This window comes from Thalassobacillus sp. B23F22_16 (assembly GCF_043496955.1).
GTDB classification, from domain to species: Bacteria; Bacillota; Bacilli; order Bacillales; family Halobacillaceae; genus Thalassobacillus; species Thalassobacillus devorans_A.
The window spans coordinates 54,269-71,564 of the sequence record NZ_JBIEKD010000015.1; the positions used below are offsets into that span (position 1 = coordinate 54,269).

General features: G+C 43.0%; 22 protein-coding genes and 1 riboswitch. Of the genes, 7 read left to right on the forward strand and 15 right to left on the reverse strand.

The window, feature by feature from the left end; genetic code table 11:
- Positions 1–195: 195 nt before the first annotated feature.
- The 5 genes from ACGTNI_RS12815 to ACGTNI_RS12835 form a co-directional block, all read right to left on the reverse strand.
- A complete protein-coding gene (locus ACGTNI_RS12815) occupies positions 196–621 on the reverse strand; it encodes a DUF2935 domain-containing protein (RefSeq protein ID WP_394462982.1) in 426 nt (141 codons plus the stop codon).
- Positions 622–724: 103 nt separating this feature from the next.
- Positions 725–1,189, reverse strand: coding sequence for an OsmC family protein (locus ACGTNI_RS12820; RefSeq protein WP_394462984.1), 465 nt, complete (start codon positions 1,187–1,189; stop codon positions 725–727).
- Between the two features lie 127 nt (positions 1,190–1,316).
- Positions 1,317–2,489, reverse strand: a complete 1,173-nt coding sequence (chrA, locus tag ACGTNI_RS12825; protein ID WP_394463096.1) for a chromate efflux transporter — start codon at positions 2,487–2,489, stop codon at positions 1,317–1,319.
- A gap of 23 nt (positions 2,490–2,512) precedes the next feature.
- Positions 2,513–2,818 (reverse strand): PadR family transcriptional regulator, encoded by a 306-nt coding sequence (locus tag ACGTNI_RS12830; protein WP_394462986.1) that lies wholly within the window; start codon positions 2,816–2,818, stop codon positions 2,513–2,515.
- A gap of 134 nt (positions 2,819–2,952) precedes the next feature.
- Positions 2,953–4,155, reverse strand: coding sequence for an MFS transporter (locus ACGTNI_RS12835; RefSeq protein WP_394462988.1), 1,203 nt, complete (start codon positions 4,153–4,155; stop codon positions 2,953–2,955).
- A 148-nt stretch (positions 4,156–4,303) separates the two neighbouring features.
- Between ACGTNI_RS12835 and ACGTNI_RS12840 the strand changes: the two genes are divergently transcribed.
- Positions 4,304–4,687 (forward strand): RidA family protein, encoded by a 384-nt coding sequence (locus ACGTNI_RS12840; RefSeq protein ID WP_394462990.1) that lies wholly within the window; start codon positions 4,304–4,306, stop codon positions 4,685–4,687.
- Between the two features lie 134 nt (positions 4,688–4,821).
- On the opposite strand, the gene ACGTNI_RS12845 is transcribed toward ACGTNI_RS12840, so the two are convergent.
- Complete coding sequence (locus ACGTNI_RS12845) at positions 4,822–5,418, reverse strand: YpjP family protein (protein ID WP_394462992.1); 597 nt, start codon at positions 5,416–5,418, stop codon at positions 4,822–4,824.
- A gap of 156 nt (positions 5,419–5,574) precedes the next feature.
- Positions 5,575–5,964, reverse strand: a complete 390-nt coding sequence (locus ACGTNI_RS12850) for a YuzC family spore coat inner layer protein (protein WP_394462994.1) — start codon at positions 5,962–5,964, stop codon at positions 5,575–5,577.
- A gap of 152 nt (positions 5,965–6,116) precedes the next feature.
- On the opposite strand from ACGTNI_RS12850, the gene ACGTNI_RS12855 reads away from it, so the two are divergent.
- Positions 6,117–6,605, forward strand: a complete 489-nt coding sequence (locus ACGTNI_RS12855) for a DUF2243 domain-containing protein (protein ID WP_394462996.1) — start codon at positions 6,117–6,119, stop codon at positions 6,603–6,605.
- Positions 6,598–7,374, forward strand: coding sequence for a cytochrome c oxidase assembly protein (locus tag ACGTNI_RS12860; RefSeq protein ID WP_394462998.1), 777 nt, complete (start codon positions 6,598–6,600; stop codon positions 7,372–7,374). Before ACGTNI_RS12855 ends, ACGTNI_RS12860 begins: the two co-directional genes overlap by 8 nt.
- 50 nt (positions 7,375–7,424) lie before the next feature.
- Here ACGTNI_RS12860 and ACGTNI_RS12865 read toward each other — a convergent pair whose 3' ends face one another.
- Both ACGTNI_RS12865 and ACGTNI_RS12870 read right to left on the reverse strand, forming a co-directional pair.
- Positions 7,425–8,810 carry an NADP-dependent glyceraldehyde-3-phosphate dehydrogenase gene (locus tag ACGTNI_RS12865; protein WP_394463000.1) on the reverse strand — a complete coding sequence of 462 codons (1,386 nt, stop codon included), beginning with the start codon at positions 8,808–8,810 and terminating at the stop codon, positions 7,425–7,427.
- Positions 8,811–9,046: 236 nt separating this feature from the next.
- Positions 9,047–9,277, reverse strand: coding sequence for an excisionase family DNA-binding protein (locus ACGTNI_RS12870; protein ID WP_394463002.1), 231 nt, complete (start codon positions 9,275–9,277; stop codon positions 9,047–9,049).
- 155 nt (positions 9,278–9,432) lie between these two features.
- On the opposite strand from ACGTNI_RS12870, the gene ACGTNI_RS12875 reads away from it, so the two are divergent.
- Complete coding sequence (locus tag ACGTNI_RS12875; protein WP_394463004.1) at positions 9,433–9,687, forward strand: hypothetical protein; 255 nt, start codon at positions 9,433–9,435, stop codon at positions 9,685–9,687.
- 22 nt (positions 9,688–9,709) lie between these two features.
- On the opposite strand, the gene ACGTNI_RS12880 is transcribed toward ACGTNI_RS12875, so the two are convergent.
- From ACGTNI_RS12880 to ACGTNI_RS12895, 4 genes are all read right to left on the reverse strand, one after another.
- A complete protein-coding gene (locus ACGTNI_RS12880; RefSeq protein ID WP_394463006.1) occupies positions 9,710–10,210 on the reverse strand; it encodes a hypothetical protein in 501 nt (166 codons plus the stop codon).
- Positions 10,211–10,286: 76 nt separating this feature from the next.
- Complete coding sequence (locus tag ACGTNI_RS12885) at positions 10,287–10,586, reverse strand: TIGR04104 family putative zinc finger protein (protein WP_394463008.1); 300 nt, start codon at positions 10,584–10,586, stop codon at positions 10,287–10,289.
- Between the two features lie 26 nt (positions 10,587–10,612).
- Positions 10,613–11,146 (reverse strand): GNAT family N-acetyltransferase, encoded by a 534-nt coding sequence (locus tag ACGTNI_RS12890; protein WP_394463010.1) that lies wholly within the window; start codon positions 11,144–11,146, stop codon positions 10,613–10,615.
- Between the two features lie 306 nt (positions 11,147–11,452).
- Positions 11,453–12,226 (reverse strand): class I SAM-dependent methyltransferase, encoded by a 774-nt coding sequence (locus ACGTNI_RS12895; protein ID WP_394463012.1) that lies wholly within the window; start codon positions 12,224–12,226, stop codon positions 11,453–11,455.
- A gap of 241 nt (positions 12,227–12,467) precedes the next feature.
- Here ACGTNI_RS12895 and ACGTNI_RS12900 point away from each other — a divergent pair, with 241 nt between their 5' ends.
- Together ACGTNI_RS12900 and ACGTNI_RS12905 are read left to right on the forward strand one after the other, a co-directional pair.
- Positions 12,468–13,298 (forward strand): ABC transporter ATP-binding protein, encoded by an 831-nt coding sequence (locus ACGTNI_RS12900; protein ID WP_394463014.1) that lies wholly within the window; start codon positions 12,468–12,470, stop codon positions 13,296–13,298.
- 51 nt (positions 13,299–13,349) lie between these two features.
- Positions 13,350–14,081, forward strand: a complete 732-nt coding sequence (locus ACGTNI_RS12905; RefSeq protein WP_394463016.1) for a MerR family transcriptional regulator — start codon at positions 13,350–13,352, stop codon at positions 14,079–14,081.
- 72 nt (positions 14,082–14,153) lie between these two features.
- On the opposite strand, the gene purU is transcribed toward ACGTNI_RS12905, so the two are convergent.
- Positions 14,154–15,056, reverse strand: a complete 903-nt coding sequence (gene purU / locus ACGTNI_RS12910) for a formyltetrahydrofolate deformylase (protein WP_394463018.1) — start codon at positions 15,054–15,056, stop codon at positions 14,154–14,156.
- A gap of 212 nt (positions 15,057–15,268) precedes the next feature.
- Entirely contained in the window at positions 15,269–15,742 is a 474-nt protein-coding gene (locus ACGTNI_RS12915; RefSeq protein WP_394463020.1) for a YkvA family protein, read from the reverse strand.
- A gap of 172 nt (positions 15,743–15,914) precedes the next feature.
- Positions 15,915–16,026, forward strand: a riboswitch (SAM riboswitch).
- Between the two features lie 87 nt (positions 16,027–16,113).
- On the opposite strand from ACGTNI_RS12915, the gene metC reads away from it, so the two are divergent.
- Positions 16,114–17,295 (forward strand): cystathionine beta-lyase, encoded by a 1,182-nt coding sequence (gene metC / locus ACGTNI_RS12920; RefSeq protein ID WP_394463022.1) that lies wholly within the window; start codon positions 16,114–16,116, stop codon positions 17,293–17,295.
- Position 17,296: the final 1 nt, after the last annotated feature.

Below are 17,296 nucleotides of genomic sequence, written 5' to 3' on the forward strand. Positions count from 1 at the left end.
TTTCGCCATAAAGCGTTGGCGATAAGCCAAGTTTTTCTAATCACAGAGAGGATTGACTTAAGACCTCGAGGGGGTAGGCGCTGGAGCTGGAAGTGACCCACCACCTAAAGTTATCAACAAAGAAATCATTTTATAATTTCCATGACTACAAAAAAAGTACATCCTTAGTAAAAAAGAATGTACTCTTGAGGGCTTTTAACATTGATATAAAATGGTCTGGGCTACCCCAATGAAATATTCGGATTCGACGATAATATGGTTCAGGACGACTTTAGCCGTAGAATTACTGCTGATTGGTGCGCTATCTTCCATCAGGCTGCGGCAAAAGTTGATGAATTGCTGGCTTTGGGTCAGACAGAACGAGATAAGCTGCAAAATGTCCTGATACAATCTCGGGGAAACTTGTCCTTTCGAACGATTGACCGTTTCAATGTAACGGACTACTTGCTGATGCGCAGCAGCAAAATCCTTTTCCCATCGGGCTAACGCCTGTACATATTGAGTTTCTAAATCCGGAACGAGTTCACGGATCACTACGGTATGCTCTTCTTCTTGATGTTTCCAAAATTCTGCTTCGTCAAGGACACGTAAAGGCATCTGATGACCATAGTAAAATTGCAAGAATACACCCTCCATTATATTATTTACTCCTATCATTCTATGAAGGATAAATTCAAAAAATGAACCAGCAATCAGATAAAGATCACTGGTTCAATACGTATTGTTATACAGGGGTTGCTTGTTTTTTACTAGTAATGACGAAATCCTCCAGCTTCAGTTTTACCTTATTGGCAAGCGTATCGCCTACCGGACAAGTTTTCTCGATAAAAGCGATGAATTCCGCTACTTTTTCTCTTGGCGCCTCTGTATCTATATGAATGGTATAGCGGATATCACTGAATCCGCAACGAACATCAGACTTATGCATGAAACCATCGGTGTCAAGGTCGCCTGCTACCTCAACACGAAAACCATCAAACTCAATTCCAAAATGACGAGCATACGCACGTGCGACAATCGCCTGGCAGGCTCCTAAGGCATTTAGTAATAGTTCAACCGGGCTCATCCCTGTATCGGTGCCACCCATTTGAACAGGTTCATCTATAGTCACCTCAAAATTTCTTGACTTTGCGGTTACCTTCATTCCTTCTTGCAGTTGTACAGTTGCATAAAATGTTGTGTTTGGCATGTTGATTACCCCTTCCGGTATCTTGTTATAGTTTTATTATAATCATTTCCAGGAATAAAACCATGGACAAAATGTGAAATATTGAGCAATTTAAAAATGAAGAAAGCTGCAGTTGATCTGCAGCTTTTCAGAAACTAATAAAACTAAAGATATACCCACCAATCACACCTAAAATCACAATAAGCCAGGCTGGTACTTTCCATATATTCAACAGTGCAAAAAGAATCGCTCCTAAGGCAAAGTCAGCTCCGGTAAATATAGAGCTTTTAAGGACAGGGTCATAAAAAGCAGCTAACAATATTCCTACGACACTGGCATTAACACCCATAAGTACGCCCTGGAATGATTTTCTCCTGCGCAATTCATTCAAAAATGGCAACGCCGCAATGATTAATAAAAAAGACGGTAAGAAAATTCCGATGGTTGCTACGAGGGCACCAGCTATTCCTTCCATCATCGTTCCCAGATAGCTGGAGAAGGTGAATAAAGGTCCTGGAACAGCCTGAGCCATACCATAGCCTGCCAGAAATTCATTCGCTGTCAGCCATCCCTGAGGTACAACTTCCCGCTCAATCATTGGGAGTACGACATGGCCGCCTCCAAATACTAAGGAACCGACACGGAAAAAGGTATCAAAGATACTTAAGAGTGGATTATCTGTTAATTTTGTTAACACCGGCATCATAACAAGCGTAAACACAAGAATGCCAAGTGACGTAATGCCAAGTTTTTTAGAAATATTCACATGGAACGTCTGCACTTTAGGTTCTGCTTTGTCTTTGAACAGCCTAACCCCGAGTAATCCAGCTGCTACGATTATTAAGATCTGCATCCATGCGGATGGATATAATAACATGACCGCCGCTGCCACAAGGGCGATTGCTATTCGGGTTTTATCTGGAGTCAGCTTTTTCCCTAATCCGATCAACGCATGAAGCACTACTGCTGCTGCCACCACTTTCAAACTGTGAATGAAACCGGCATCTCCCAGTGCAAATGTCTGATACATCATGGCAAAAATAATTAATACTATAATTGAAGGCACCGTGAAACCAAACCAGGAGACGACGCCCCCTAAAATGCCTCCCCGTAACATGCCGATGGCGATACCTACTTGTGAGCTTGCCGGCCCCGGCAGAAACTGACACAAGGCAATGATGTCGGCATATGTTTTATCGTCGAGCCATTTCCTGCGGTCGATATATTCATCCTTGAAGTAAGCCAGATGGGCTACTGGCCCCCCAAAGGAAGTGAGGCCAAGTTTAGTTGAAACTGCTAAGATTTCCAGAAGTCTTTTCATCATCCTTTGTCTCCCTCCTAATATCACTTGATTTCTTTAAACAATTCATACGCCTTTGCACGGGCCTCTTCGAGAATAGTTTCTCCATGTGTAGTGATTCGGTAATATTTTCTAATTTTACCCTTCACATTTTTCTCTTCTTTATCTAACAGACCATCGACTTCCATATGATGAAGAATCGGATACAACGTCCCTGGACTGATATCATAACCATGCTCCCGAAGTTCTTCCAGTATCCATGAGCCGTAAATGGCTTCTTCTTTGGCATGATGCAGGATATGAATATGAATGAATCCTAAAAATAATTTCCTCAAAACTTTATTATCCATTTGGTTATCCCTCCCAATATCGTATTTCAATAACGAAATTCGATATCAATTATATATAGTAGGAGCTATCTGGTCAATACAAAAATGCTCAGGCTTACTACCTGAGCATTTAAACTAGATGTTATATTAAAAATTCAAACGGTACGTAAGTAGGTCTGCCTCCCCCACAACACTCCTGGGATCAGCAGCACGGCCAGCGCTATAACTCCGATCCAGCCAATTGCTCCCCAGAGAAATCCAGTCAATGTTCCGCCTGTTGCCACCCCGATATAATAGCTTACGAGATAAATACTGGAGGCGCCGCCCTTGTGATGGGTTGCGGTCTGATTGACAGATGCTGCTACCATGGAATGAACCACGAAGAAGCCGAGACACATTAGACCGACTCCTAGATAAATAAGCGCTACTACCGGCATCGCAGTTAAGAGAATCCCTGTCAGCATAACGAAAACGCTCGTTATTACTATCTTACCCATCCCGAACGAAAGCGAGAGTTTACTGGCAACCGGTGAGCTGACGAGTCCTAGCCCATATGCGAAATAAGCAAATGTAATGGTACCGATCGACAAGTAGAACGGTGCGTCACTTAAGTAGAAAGGAAGATATGTCCAGACACCAGTGAAAGTCAACTGGATGACAATCCCCATATAGAATGCGGGAATCAGATTTTTATTTTTCAAATGGATGAACATGCCCGCCAGGTCATCCTTGATAGGAAGTTCACTCGTATGAAAATTCCGCGATGCTGGAAGCATTATTAGAAACGCTATAAAAAATAACGCCTCTAACACGAACAGCAGCCATAAAGACATCTGCCAGGAAGCATATTCCGATATATAACCCACGAATACTCTGCCGAACATGCCGCCGACAGCGTTGCTCGCGATATAAAAGGAAATCCCGATTCGTACGCTGCGCTGTTCAAATTCTTCTCCGATATAGGCAATTGCAGCAGCCGGCAATCCAGCAACAAAAAACCCCTGAATGAACCGTAACACCAAAAGCAGCACGAAAGACTCGAGGAAAGGCATGATGAATAATGGGATGATCGATAGAAACATCGTGATTTTCATCAATTTCACCCTGCCCCAGCGATCCGACATCAAACCGAACACAAGCAGCCCGATAATTAAGGAAACGATTGTCAGAGAGATTAATAGACTGGATGCTGTCGGCGAGACATCAAATTCCCTGGTGAATATCGGCAGGATTGGCTGCAGCATATAAATGTTCGAAAATGTCATAATTGAGGCTGCCGCAAGTGCGATGAGCGCCATCCAAAACGGTTTATCTTTTGAAGTGTAGCCATTATTATATGTACGTTTTTCTTCTGTCACACCATCACTTCCTAACACACTATTGTATATGAAAATATCATTTCGTTCTTCCTGCTACAAGAGTTTAAAGGACCAAAGTCAATCGATTCCGAATTTTCATTACTCGTGTTAGGATAGAAATAATCATACATAGAAGGAGTGACAATTCATGTTCAAACCAATCGCTACAGATAAAGCCCCCGCCGCTATCGGCCCATACTCGCAGGCAGTCGATGTCGGGGAGGTCATCTATATTTCAGGTCAGATCCCACTCGACCCATCTACGCAGGAATTCGTCTCAGATAATGTGAAAGAGCAGGCGGAGCAGGTAATGAAAAATCTAGGAGGCATCCTGGAAGAAACAGGACTCGATTACAGTCATATCGCAAAAGCGAACATCTACCTGGATTCGATGGATGATTTTGCAATTGTAAATGACGTATATGCCAGCTTTTTGAGTGAGCCTTATCCTGCCCGTGCAGCAGTGGAAGTAAGCAAACTGCCTAAAGGCGCGAAGGTAGAAATTGAAGCGATTGCCGTGAAAGAAAAATAATGAAGCCGAGCCTATGAGCTCGGCTTTTCATTTGCTTATTCGTTGGTATTAGGCGATAAATACTTTTATTAAACGATTTATATAGAAATCATATCCTCGGGTTAATAAAAAAACACCCTCTAAAAAGAAGGTGTTCAGGCCATCCATTTTGGCGGTGTATTTTTATCCCAATAAAGCTCACCAATCTCATGATGTTTCTCAAATCCGTCCTTACTTAAATGATAGTGAAAATTAAACCAGTATCCTTCACCTGGACGTTTTTCCCGGCGTACATCAAATCTGGCAATCTCTTCTTTGGTCCGGTAATCAGAAAGATGGAAAATCTTCTCTCCATATCCTGCCGCCGGCTGCTCTGATATTTCATAATATGGTACTTCCTCTTCTGCTTCTTCTAAAAGGCTTGTTATCACTTCTTCAATTCCAGGCAGGATAACTGCAGCAAATTCATCTTCCACTTTAGTTGCGATTTTAGGTCCAAGCTTTGTAACCGCCTGCTCCTTGGCACGCTCAGTCAAAACATCGATCAAGTAATCATTTGACGTTGGCTCAAGGGATATTTCTTCCTCAGGAATGACTGCTTCAGTCGATATGTAGGTATCTTCTTTTTCTTTCGGAGATGCTACCTCTTTTTTCGCAGGAGTCTCCGCATCCGCATATGTCGGCGGTATATATAAACCAAGGGTAAGAATTGCAACTAATACGACAGAGACTTTTCTAAGCCAGAGCTTCATATGAATTACTCCCTTATATGTACTCTATTAAATTCTACCATGTTACAAATGCTTGTCCATATGTTATACGAGTTTCCTGGAGAAAAGTTTCAAATTTTTCTAATAGATTTTATCAAGCTTAGAGGAACCAGCCGTACAACCTGGCCCCTCTCTGAGTCAAACCCTCCACCTGAGTGCAATCGTCAAATGACAGCACTCAATTCCTTCTACTGCAGAGGAAAGCTGCAGATTGATACCATCGGGATTCACTTTCGTTTCAACACCGGAATGGATGCCCGTCGATTTCAAAAGAGCATCGACTTTTTCCATATCATTAACCTGGGCAGCCTCCATCACGTCATGAGCGAATGTTTCGGATTCCGCAAGACGATGCAGGACAAGGCTGGCCTCATCCAGTAATTTTTCCATAGCTGCAGCAGAATCAGAAAACATAGTGGAATCCACTGGTGGATAGGCCGGTTCCTCCGGATATCTTCTCGGAATATAAGGAAAATAACCATAACCCGCCTGATAGTATGGGGCATATGGATAATAGATCGGATACATTTTACTGTCTCCTCCCCCTTCAACTTCAATCTCCTAACAGCATATGCACACTACAGATATCCGGAAGTTGTCATGCATTCTCTCGGGGAATTGTTTCATCTTTTCATTATTAGGATATAAACCATTACAAATATCTTTAGAAGGAGGATTGTATGGCTAACGGTGCTCGAAATCCATATTATGCTCGCAATCTATGGTCAGGTTTTTTATTTGGACTTGGGCTGGTCGCTTTCTTTGACGAAGCTGTTTTCCACCAGCTCCTGAATTGGCACCATTTTTATGATAAATCAACTACCCAAATGGGGCTTGTATCGGATGGTTTTTTTCATGCATTCAGCTGGTTTGCAACGATTGGCGGGCTATTCATGTATGCCGATCTCCGTCGCCGGCAGGCGCTATGGAAAACAAGGTGGTTGGGAGGTGTATTGCTAGGAATGGGCGTCTTCCAATTGTATGATGGGACTGTCCAGCACAAACTTATGCAGCTCCACCAAATCCGTTACAATGTTAACATTCTGCCTTATGACCTGGTGTGGAATATTACAGCGGTACTTATGGTCATTGCCGGTTCTATTATTTTGTTAAAGACCCGGCGGAAGGCAGGTACGGGAGGAGTGACTAACCCACTTTCCAATGAATAATACAATTGCAGCTTTCCTATTAGGTGTTCCCTTTGTATTGTTGCTGGGACTTTACATGCTGGCAGTTTTTCTTTCCAACCGCCGCCACAGACGTTGGCCATTTTATCGAAGCATTCTATGGGGGATTGGAACGTCTTTTGCCATCCTCTCTGTGGCAGGACCTCTAGCAGAGCGTGCACATGTTGACTTCACCGCACACATGCTTGGTCACCTTTTTTTAGGAATGCTGGCACCTTTATTAATGGCCCTGGCCGCTCCCATGACTTTACTACTGAGAACGTTGCCAGTAAAAACCGCTCGGCGACTGACAAAATTGCTCCGCAGCAAGCCGCTCCGTATTCTTAGCGACCCTATAACAGCAACGATACTAAACATCGGCGGTCTATGGTTGTTATACACGACGGATTTATATATGCTGATGCATCACAGCTTGCTATTATATGTCTTCATACACATTCATGTGTTTTTAGCAGGATATTTATTTACCATTTCGATGCTCTATTTCGATCCGACTCCGCACCGGCACAGCTACCTTTACCGAGGGATAGTGCTGGTTATTGCTCTCGCAGTCCATGGGATATTATCAAAGTATATTTATGCCAATCCCCCTGCAGGAGTAGCAGCTGACCAGGCGCAGGCAGGCGGAAAGCTAATGTATTACGGTGGTGATATGATCGATGTCGTCATCATTTTCCTGCTTTGCCTCCATTGGTATCAGGCGGCGCGACCGCGGAAAAGAGCTGGACAGGTTACATGGCAGAATCGTTAAACAAAGTAAAAAACGCCAGCCGTGAGGTTACCACGGTTGGCGTTTTCACTTTACATATTGAGCACAAATAACTTATCGCGGGTCATGGATTCAATGCTCCGACGGATGCCCTGTGCACCTAGTCCGGAGTTTTTGGCTCCGATGAACGGGAAATGATCCGGGCCACGCTCGGTTTTTGCATTTAACTGAACAGAACCAACATGCAGCTTTCTTCCGATTTCCATTGCTTTTTGGACATCGGCTGTGAAAATACTCGCCTGCAAGCCATATTGAGATTCATTGGCAAGGGTTACGAAATCTTTTTCATCCGTGATTCGGATGATCGGAAGTACTGGCCCGAATGGCTCTTCCCAGGCAATGTCCATATCGGAAGTAACATCATCAATTAGTGTCGGGTGAATCAATTTGCCTTCCCGCTTGTTACCTGTTACTAATGTCGCACCTTTTTCAAGGGCGTCATCAATCAAGCCCTGGACAAAGTCCGCTGCCTTGTCATCAATCAGCGGAGTGACAGCCGCGTCGTCTTCCGGGTTTCCCACGGTCAGTCCCTCCACTTTCTGTTTAACTTTCTCAGAAAGCTGATCGGCGACAGCATCAGCAACCAGAACGCGCTTGATGGCTGTACAGCGCTGACCGGAGTAGGAATAAGCACCGCTGACGATTTGGTCGGCAGCCAGATCAAGATCAGCGTCCTCCAACACGATTGCTGGATCTTTACCACCTAATTCGAGAACCACTGGAATCATTTTTGCTTTTTCAGAGATAGATTGACCGACCTCTGTGCTTCCTGTAAAGCTGATCATGCTTATTTCTGGATGAGTGACAATAAAGTCTCCAATTTCAGAGCCCTTCCCTGTGACCAGTTGGACAATGCCTTCAGGAATTTCCGTTTCGAGTAAAGCATCAATCATAAGACGGCCACTTAACGCACCTTGGGATGCTGGTTTGAAGACCACTGCATTTCCAGAAATCAATGCTGGGGCAATTTTTGATGCGGCTAAGTTAACTGGGTAGTTAAAAGGGGATATGGCTAAAACTACACCAAGAGGCTCGCGGTCCGCCATCGCTATTTTATTAGAGCTCCCACCTCGGAATGAATCTCCACGGAGCATGTCGCCATGGATACGGCAGCCTTCCTCGGCAGTATAGCGAATCAAATCGGCCGTACGCTTGACTTCTTTCATGGCAGAAGCTTTGTTTTTGCCAACTTCCTTGTAAATCATTGTACCGATTTTTTCTTGTTGTTCGAGTAAACGATCGGCCCATTTATGTAAAATGTCCGCTCGTTTATATACCTCTGTCTCGGCCCAGGCCTTTTGAGCACCGCTGGCCTCATTTATTGCCTGATCTACTTCTTCTTGAGACATTAAGGAAAATGAACCGATTGCTTCTTCTTCTGCTACAGAATAAACTACTTTTTCTTTTTCGACTGTCATGCTGATAATGTACCACTCCTTTAAATTTGATTATTCTGATTATTAAGGATGTAAGATTATTTCTCAAACGGCAATAAAGCGGTAACATTTCTGCTATAACCTCTTCTACGTTAAATAGCATGGCGTATGCTTGCTTATCCTTAGTTTTTCACGTTAATGTGATAAAGTTCCAATTTAAAGCGAGAATTGGGAGTGGTTCATGGCAAGTAAAAAGCAGAGCACAGTGGCTCTGCTTTTCAGTCTTCATCTTTAATATCCGGATCAGGTGGAAGCGGGTCGCTCAAATATTCCTGAAGCGTAGCACGGTACTTCTCCACTTGCTCAAAATAATTTGAAAACTGGTCCTTATTAATCAATACCTGCTGTCCGTCATCAATCGTTTTTATTTTGTTTTCCAGTACCATTTTGTGAATATAAGATACTGGGATATCCAGGTATTCAGCAGTTTCCTGTATCGTCAAATACATCTGACCACCTGCCCTGCTTAAATTTTTATTCCAATCTATCCAATATTGTTTCGAAAATAAGCAACCACTTCATCCTATTATATCACTTTATCATTTTGGTATAATTATTTTATAGAAACATGCGTATGTAGCAAACCATAGAGAGTGGTGAAAAAATGACAGACGATCGCAAAAAAGCTAAGTGGGAAAAAACAAGACAAGCGGGTAAAGGAAAATACATAGCACTTTATGGATTACTTGGATTCGGGGGCGTATTTGTACTTGTTTCTCTTCTGTTCCAGGCATTTCGGGAAGACAGCATTACATTCGATTATGTCGTACAGCGGATTGTCATCGGTCTGATTGCCGGAGCTTTATACGGCTGGGTCAGCTGGCGTTCCAACGAAAAAAGATACCACGACCTCACATGATGTGTTAGAGCGGAGCTGCATATTACTGTGCTCCGCTTTTTATAGTGGAAACCATGATTCCCTCAAGAACTTCCTCATCATATGCGAATTCTATATTCTGATTCCGCCGTTTATCAAAGTAACCAATAACGGTAGCTCCTGTATCTGACCGTTCATAATAATTTTTTCCATAGGTTTCAATAACGTCTTCTTTTGTGTCACCTATGGTTACATTTCGGGCAGTAGCATAGCGCTCGTGAGTAAGTATGTAGCCACTTATACTCCCCTCTTCCAACTGGAATTCTATATTCTCATAAATAAAGTGGCGGCTTGGTGGATTATCTACCGTCTCTACTTCCTTAGGAGTACCGAAAGTTTCCAGCAGTTTTTGTTCCGGGAACCCTAATGAAATCTCTTGGATATTTTCTTCAGATAAATTACTGCTATTTGTTTTATCATAAAAGTCCATTTTATTATTGTGAGCGCAACCAGCAAGCAACAGACCTATAGTGAGAAACAAAGCCAACGAAAATGTGACTTTCACTTGTTTTCCTCCTGACCGATGAAGCTCTTTCTACTTATACAGCTTCACTTAAATTCAACGGTTTATATAAATATAATTACCACAATGATTCTTCTTTGCTGCTAAGCTCGTAATAAAATGGGGATAGTCCCATGACAATAAAGAATACGATCAACCCAAATAAAATATAAAACAACATGGAGAAATCAAATAATGATACGACAAACATCGGTATTATGACAGATAACACCATAATGCCTCCCCGCTTCCGTGTCTTCGCAGATGCATACTGTTTTTCTCCACAGTAAGGACATGGTGCACTACTGCTCAGCATCAACTTACTGAAAACCGTCTCTTTCCATGTCCATTTCTTCTTACAATGATCACAAACCGGCATGCTGATAACCCCCATATCCAGATTTTCTAGTTAATGCGAGCCGACCACTCGTCTTCAAGCAGGCTCATCTCCCACAGGCTCCAATATTCATCTCCGACTTTCCTGTAATCACGAAGCAGTCCCTCTTTCTTAAAACCTGCCTTTTGATAACATGATATAGCTGCGGAATTGAAGTCAAAAACACCTAAACTCACACGGTGCAGTTCTAAATCTTCAAATGCGATTTTTACAATTCTTTCAATCATTTGTCTGCAAATCCCCTGACCTTGATAACTCTGATCTCCCACCAGCACTCTGCCGATTCTTGCAGAATGATTCTCTCTATCAATACGCACAAGCGAAATATGCCCAATCATGGCACCTGTCTCTGTATGGACGACTTTGTAAATTAGTTTATCTGTCTGATCATCATTGGCTCCTCTAAGATATTCGCTCAATTGACTTTTATCTAATGGGTAGTTGAAAGAAGGACCAGCCCACTGCATCAGAAATTTTTCAGAATCTACCCATCGGATTAGCTGGTCAAAATCATCCTGGGTGAAATATTGAAGTTCAATCATTGCTATCGGCCTCTCTGTCATATAATTCTATGTTCTCTTTTAAATCCCTTTCTTTTTGACTATCCCGCCATTTCACAATGGCATATATCTGCTCAATATCTTCTTTTTTAAAGCTTCATCGCTAAACTTTCTGCTTCCTTCTATTGTACCTATTTGGTGGTTAATGCTGTCCATATCGCCACCCGATACGGAATGGCATGGAATTTTCCATGCACTTCCTCTTCGACAAACCCACCATATTACCGACTTAATCAATTATTTCCCGCGCAATAATTTTCAAATTCGACCCGATACCCTCTTTTGTTATTACATTTTGACGGCTTTTGTAGCAATAAACGTTTTGATATAGTGATCGATTATCCGTTTACCACCAAAATCATCCTCATAAAAACCAGTGATTGCATAGCCAGCATCAATTTGGCCTTGGATTTGCTCTTCCAATGTATGCCCAAATTCGATCGTCAGATTATTATCCAAGTGACGTTGTAATTCTTCTTCCGAAATTGCCGATAAACCGGAGAATGGGAGCGAGTGTTTCACATCGAGGATGCCTTTCTCTTCCTGCTCATCATCAAAAAGGTACAACAAGGGGTTTGTAAAGCCTGATATCAGCGTACCACCTGTCTTTAAAACCCTGGAAGTCTCTTTCCACACAGGCAAAATATCTTCCACAAAAACATTCGAAACCGGATGCACGATAATATCAAATAAATCATTCTTAAAAAAATGCAAGTCAGACATATCGCCTTGTATCGCCTCTAGATATAGACCGTCCCGCTCGGCCACAAGCCTATCCTGTTCTAATTGCATATCGGATATATCGACCACCGATACATCGGCTCCAGCCGCAGCCAGCACAGGTGCCTGCTGTCCTCCCCCGGAAGCTAAACAAAGAATTTTCACTCCTGTTAAAGAAGATGGAAACCAGGAGCGTGGTACCGGCCTTTCTGTAGTAACTGTTATTCCCCACTCCCCCGCTTTCGCTTTTTCAATAATTTCACTGCTCACAGGTTTTGTGTAGACGACTCCCTCTTCCACTTTTTTATCCCATGCTTTTTGATTATGTTTTACTAGTTTCATATTCGACTTCTCCCTTTACATCTATTCTGAATTTATGTAATTTCCAGGTTATTTACGAGCTACGTATATTGGAGTTATTCGGATAATCCCCTCTCTTTACCTATCTTCCTTTTCTTCACTTAATACTTTAGCATATATCGCATCTTATATTTCCATTAATATCCTTGTCGCTTAAGAAAAAGGATTTTACTACCTTATCGAGAATGTTTTACTTTAACGCACACATCTAGGAGGTACAGGGATGAATGAAAAAATTATTTCGCTAAAAGGAATTGAATGGAAACAAAAGGAAAAGACAATTTTAACGACTGTTTCCTGGGATATAGAAAAAGGTGAGCATTGGGCATTGTTGGGGTTGAATGGTTCCGGTAAAACCTCACTTCTCAATATGATTACCGGTTACCAATGGCCGACAAACGGAGAAGTTAACGTATTAGGCTGTCGTTTTGGTGAAACAAATATATTGGAACTGCGTAAATCCATCGGCTGGGTGAGCACGTCCTTGGAAGAACGCTTCAAACATCATGGCGGAGAAACTGCCATAGAAGTAGTTTTGAGTGGAAAACATGCTACCATTGGTATTTATGATGAAATCACACCGACTGATAGGAAAAGGGCTAAACGCCTTTTAGAACAATTCCGAATCGAGAACCTTTCCGGGCAAAAATTTTCTTCCCTCTCCCAGGGTGAAAAACGAAAAACCATGATCGCACGGGCATTGATGGCATCGCCCGAACTATTAATTCTGGACGAACCTTGCAGTGGATTGGATATTTTATCAAGGGAAGAGCTGCTTCAGACTATCGATCAAATGAATCGGGCTGTTGATGGTCCCACTTTAATATACGTTACTCATCATATCGAAGAAGTCATTCCGTCGATCTCCCATGCTTTACTGCTTCATGCTGGCAGTATAGTAGCTAGTGGAGAAAAATATAGCACGTTAACCAGGGATTATTTGCAACAAACCTTTGAACTTCCCTTAGCTGTTGAATGGGATAATGACCGCCCCTGGACGCGTGTTAAATCAGATAATATAAACCTCCCTCTTGATTTTTATAAAAGGTATTGACCCTCACGTTACGTGATAGCTTATAGTGAATCTGAAGGGAGGGATCCAAACATGAAAGTAAAAGAAGTCGCCGACCTGGTTGGTATCAGCGTGCGTACGCTACATCATTACGATGAAATTGGATTACTTAAACCAGATATAACTACAGATGCCGGCTACCGGGTTTATTCTGATGACAACCTCGAAAAGCTGCAGCAGATCCTGTTTTTTAAAGAAGTAGGTTTCCCGCTGAAATGCATCAAAGCTATCCTCGAGGACCCTTCCTTCAACCGTGAGGAGGCACTGGAAATGCACCGGAAAATGCTGGTGGAAAAACGACGACGCCTCGATCAGGTGATTAATACGGTTGAAAAAACGTTACGACATTGGAAAGGAGACATTGACATGACTACGGAAGATAAATTCAAAGGATTTGACTTCAGTCGCAATCCTTATGAACAAGAGGCAAGAGAACGCTGGGGTGATAAGGCAGTAGATGACGCTAACAAAAAGACCAAAGGAATGAGTGAGGCAAAACAGGAGGAAGTCAATGACCTGTACCGGAAATTGGCGACAATCCGGCACAAGGACCCAGCCTCCAAGGAAGCACAAGAAGCTATTGCTAAATGGTATTTGCTCTTAAATGAGATTGGCAGCTATTCTTTAGAGGCTTTCAAGGGTTTGGGCCAAATGTATATCGCCGACGAACGTTTCACAAAAAATATCGATCAGTTCGGTGATGGCCTGGCTCAATTTATGGCAGATGCCATGGCTGTTTATGCCGATAACCGACAACCAAATTAAAGCAACTTCTATATACTGGAGGACCCGGGATGTTTTTTCTAACACCCCGGGTCCTCCAGTTTTTTACATATGTCAATTGAATACGATTGTTTTATTTTGATGCACGAGAATGCGATCTTCTAAATCCCATTTCACACCGCGAGCAAGCACACTGCGTTCTACTTTTCGTCCGATTTTCTTCAAGTCTTCTGCATTATCGCGATGGTCGACACGCATGATGTCCTGCTCAATAATCGGCCCTTCATCCAGATCATTAGTGACATAATGGGAGGTGGCACCGATCAGTTTTACCCCTCGCTCATAGGCACGGCCATAAGGATTCGCTCCAATGAATGCTGGCAGGAACGAATGGTGGATATTGATGATCTGGGATGGATAAGCAGCTACGAAGTCAGGAGTCAGGATTTGCATATAACGGGCCAGGACGATTTGATCGATATTGTAATCTTCCAGCAGCTCGAGTTGCTTCTTCTCTGCTTCCTTACGGATATCTTTATTGGCTGGAATATGATGAAACGGGATACCGAATGATTCTACCAAGTCCCTGGCATCCTCATGGTTGCTGACAACAACCGCAATATCGGTTACTAAGTCACCGCTCTGCCATTCCCATAACAGTTCACGCAGGCAATGCAATTGTTTGGATACAAAAATTGCGGTTCTCTTCAGCTGATAAACAAATTTCATATCCCACTGCATGTTAAAGTTTTCAGCTACCGCTTGAAATTTGCTCTTCATCTCTTCTTCTTTTCCCTGCAGTCCAGGACAATCAAATTCAATCCGTAAGAAAAATGTTCCTTCATAGGCATCCGTTGTATACTGGCTGGACTCCATGATATTGGCTCCATTTTGGAAAAGGAAATTAGAAACGGCTGCTACGATCCCAGGCTGGTCGGGGCAGCAAATCAGCAGTCGTCCTTTATCTTTAGTTGCTTCTTGAAATTTTCGTAGATGTTGGTGTGTTGTTTCAGCCATAATAATCTCCTTTACATGTATTACTAATAGTTTAGTCTTTATCTTATCGCTCTATCCTATAACAAAATAGGTGCTGACAGCAAATCAAAATCCCCTCGCCTCTGGAGGGGATTGAATTCTGCATTATTTTAAAGAGGGCAGCCTGAATTTTATTTGCTACTTCCCTGATATATTTGCGAGGTTATAATTATATTAGCGCTTTGCCCTGTAAATTATTGTGCCTGTGAATGATTTTCGTCATCATTATCAGATTGATTAAACAATAGGTTATCATCGATACCGGCTTTACTGAAGTTTTCGCCGAAATACTTGGCCATGCTGGCATGGGCCTGTGCTTTGATCGACGCATCGATGTGGGAAACAACACTGTATATGGCATAGATGATAGCAAGGCTGTCATCCGCAAAACCCACGACCGGAATGAAGTCAGGAATGACATCGGCTGGGAATATCAGGTAACCAAGTGCACCCGCAATCGTAAGCTTGTCTTTCTTCGGAGTGTTTGGGCTCTTGAATGTGTAATACAAAAGGAAGCTGTAGTAAGCGATCTTAGAACCGAGCAATAATGCATAGCGGCCCATCTTGGCAAAAAACTTACGCTCGGAAAAATATTTACGCCCGGTTTCCACTGCTTTGCCGGGATTGAAGTTCTTTAGTTTTTTATTATAATTCTTTTCTTCACTCATCATCTAATTCTCCTTTTCGATAGAAGTGCTTCTCTTATTTTACCTTCCCCGATTACACCGTTGTCAATCATTCTCTTCTACTAGAAAATTCGAAAAATTCACTTCTTACCCTTGTAAAATTCACCGCTTTAGTGTAAGTTAGTGAGAACCAATTAAATACTTACTCGATGATTTCTTATCTAGAGAGGCAGAGGGACTGGCCCGTCGAAGCCTCAGCAACCACTGGTATGACCAGAAAGGTGCTAATTCCAGCAAGTTGTGTGATGCAGCTTGGAAGATAAGGAGAGGAACTTATTCATTCAAAAGTCTTCTTCTTATGGGAAGGCTTTTTTTATATTTACCTATGATTTTTCAACGAGGAGGAATTGTACATGACCGATCATTCGTATTCTTTTCAAACACGCGTTCTTCACGGTAATCATAAGTTCGACCCGACCACAGGTGCGGTGAGCGTGCCGATTCAGCAGGCGTCAACTTTTCATCAAGCAGACTTTGATAATCCAGGAAAATATGACTACAGCCGCTCCGGCAACCCGACAAGAGAAGCCCTGGAAGAGGAAATCGCCAGACTGGAAGGCGGCGATAAAGGGCTTGCTTTCGCATCCGGTATGGCTGCCATTTCCACCTCGTTCATGATGTTGTCAAAAAACGATCACGTAGTCATTACGGAAGATGTCTACGGTGGGACATTCCGACTGGTCCACGAGGTCCTGCACCGGTTCGGAATCGAGCATACTTTCGTCGATATGACGGATTTGCATGCGGTAGCGACAGCCATTCAGCCGAATACCAAAATCGTCTACATCGAAACACCAGCTAATCCGCTCTTAAACATAACCGACATCAGTGCTGTCGCTAAACTAGCAAAAGCGCACGGCTGCTACACATTCGTGGATAATACATTCATGACTCCAGCCCTGCAGCGGCCATTGGAACTGGGCGCCGACCTGGTCCTGCACAGTGCTACTAAATTCATTGCAGGTCATAGTGATGTTGTGGCTGGCCTTGCCGTTACAAACCATCCGGAGATTGCCGAACAGCTCCCGTATTTACAGAATGCTTTTGGATCGATTCTTGGTCCGCATGACTCCTGGCTCGTTTTACGTGGACTGAAGACACTGGACTGCCGGTTGAAACAGTCGACTGAATCAGCCATCAAAATCACACAGTATCTAGCCGAGCATCCATTGGTGGAAGAAGTATATCACCCAAGCCTAACCACTCATCCTGGTTTTTCGACCCACAACTATCAGGCAGACGGTCCCGGTGCTGTCCTTTCGTTTCGGTTGAAAGATGCAGCTGCTGTCCGTGAATTCTCTAAACATGTGGAAATTCCCGTATTTGCAGTGAGCCTGGGAGCTGTCGAGTCGATTCTTTCATACCCGGCGAAGATGTCACATGCTTCCATGCCTGAACAGGAAAGGCTGAAACGCGGTATTACCGATGGTCTGCTCCGTCTATCTGTCGGCCTGGAAAAAGCCGAAGATATCATAAAAGACTTTGACCAGGCATTGCAACAAACCACCAAGCAAGAAGTCGAACTAGGAGGATAAC

What these genes read in the sequence shown, in the direction of transcription:
- ACGTNI_RS12820 (WP_394462984.1), bottom strand. Translation starts at nt 1,189, where the DNA reads ATGCCAAACACAACATTTTATGCAACTGTACAACTGCAAGAAGGAATG.
- chrA (WP_394463096.1), bottom strand. Translation starts at nt 2,489, where the DNA reads ATGAAAAGACTTCTGGAAATCTTAGCAGTTTCAACTAAACTTGGCCTC.
- ACGTNI_RS12830 (WP_394462986.1), bottom strand. Translation starts at nt 2,818, where the DNA reads ATGGATAATAAAGTTTTGAGGAAATTATTTTTAGGATTCATTCATATT.
- ACGTNI_RS12840 (WP_394462990.1), top strand. Translation starts at nt 4,304, where the DNA reads ATGTTCAAACCAATCGCTACAGATAAAGCCCCCGCCGCTATCGGCCCA.
- ACGTNI_RS12845 (WP_394462992.1), bottom strand. Translation starts at nt 5,418, where the DNA reads ATGAAGCTCTGGCTTAGAAAAGTCTCTGTCGTATTAGTTGCAATTCTT.
- ACGTNI_RS12850 (WP_394462994.1), bottom strand. Translation starts at nt 5,964, where the DNA reads ATGTATCCGATCTATTATCCATATGCCCCATACTATCAGGCGGGTTAT.
- ACGTNI_RS12855 (WP_394462996.1), top strand. Translation starts at nt 6,117, where the DNA reads ATGGCTAACGGTGCTCGAAATCCATATTATGCTCGCAATCTATGGTCA.
- ACGTNI_RS12860 (WP_394462998.1), top strand. Translation starts at nt 6,598, where the DNA reads ATGAATAATACAATTGCAGCTTTCCTATTAGGTGTTCCCTTTGTATTG.
- ACGTNI_RS12865 (WP_394463000.1), bottom strand. Translation starts at nt 8,810, where the DNA reads ATGACAGTCGAAAAAGAAAAAGTAGTTTATTCTGTAGCAGAAGAAGAA.
- ACGTNI_RS12870 (WP_394463002.1), bottom strand. Translation starts at nt 9,277, where the DNA reads ATGTATTTGACGATACAGGAAACTGCTGAATACCTGGATATCCCAGTA.
- ACGTNI_RS12875 (WP_394463004.1), top strand. Translation starts at nt 9,433, where the DNA reads ATGACAGACGATCGCAAAAAAGCTAAGTGGGAAAAAACAAGACAAGCG.
- ACGTNI_RS12885 (WP_394463008.1), bottom strand. Translation starts at nt 10,586, where the DNA reads ATGCCGGTTTGTGATCATTGTAAGAAGAAATGGACATGGAAAGAGACG.
- ACGTNI_RS12890 (WP_394463010.1), bottom strand. Translation starts at nt 11,146, where the DNA reads ATGATTGAACTTCAATATTTCACCCAGGATGATTTTGACCAGCTAATC.
- ACGTNI_RS12895 (WP_394463012.1), bottom strand. Translation starts at nt 12,226, where the DNA reads ATGAAACTAGTAAAACATAATCAAAAAGCATGGGATAAAAAAGTGGAA.
- ACGTNI_RS12900 (WP_394463014.1), top strand. Translation starts at nt 12,468, where the DNA reads ATGAATGAAAAAATTATTTCGCTAAAAGGAATTGAATGGAAACAAAAG.
- ACGTNI_RS12905 (WP_394463016.1), top strand. Translation starts at nt 13,350, where the DNA reads ATGAAAGTAAAAGAAGTCGCCGACCTGGTTGGTATCAGCGTGCGTACG.
- purU (WP_394463018.1), bottom strand. Translation starts at nt 15,056, where the DNA reads ATGGCTGAAACAACACACCAACATCTACGAAAATTTCAAGAAGCAACT.
- ACGTNI_RS12915 (WP_394463020.1), bottom strand. Translation starts at nt 15,742, where the DNA reads ATGAGTGAAGAAAAGAATTATAATAAAAAACTAAAGAACTTCAATCCC.
- metC (WP_394463022.1), top strand. Translation starts at nt 16,114, where the DNA reads ATGACCGATCATTCGTATTCTTTTCAAACACGCGTTCTTCACGGTAAT.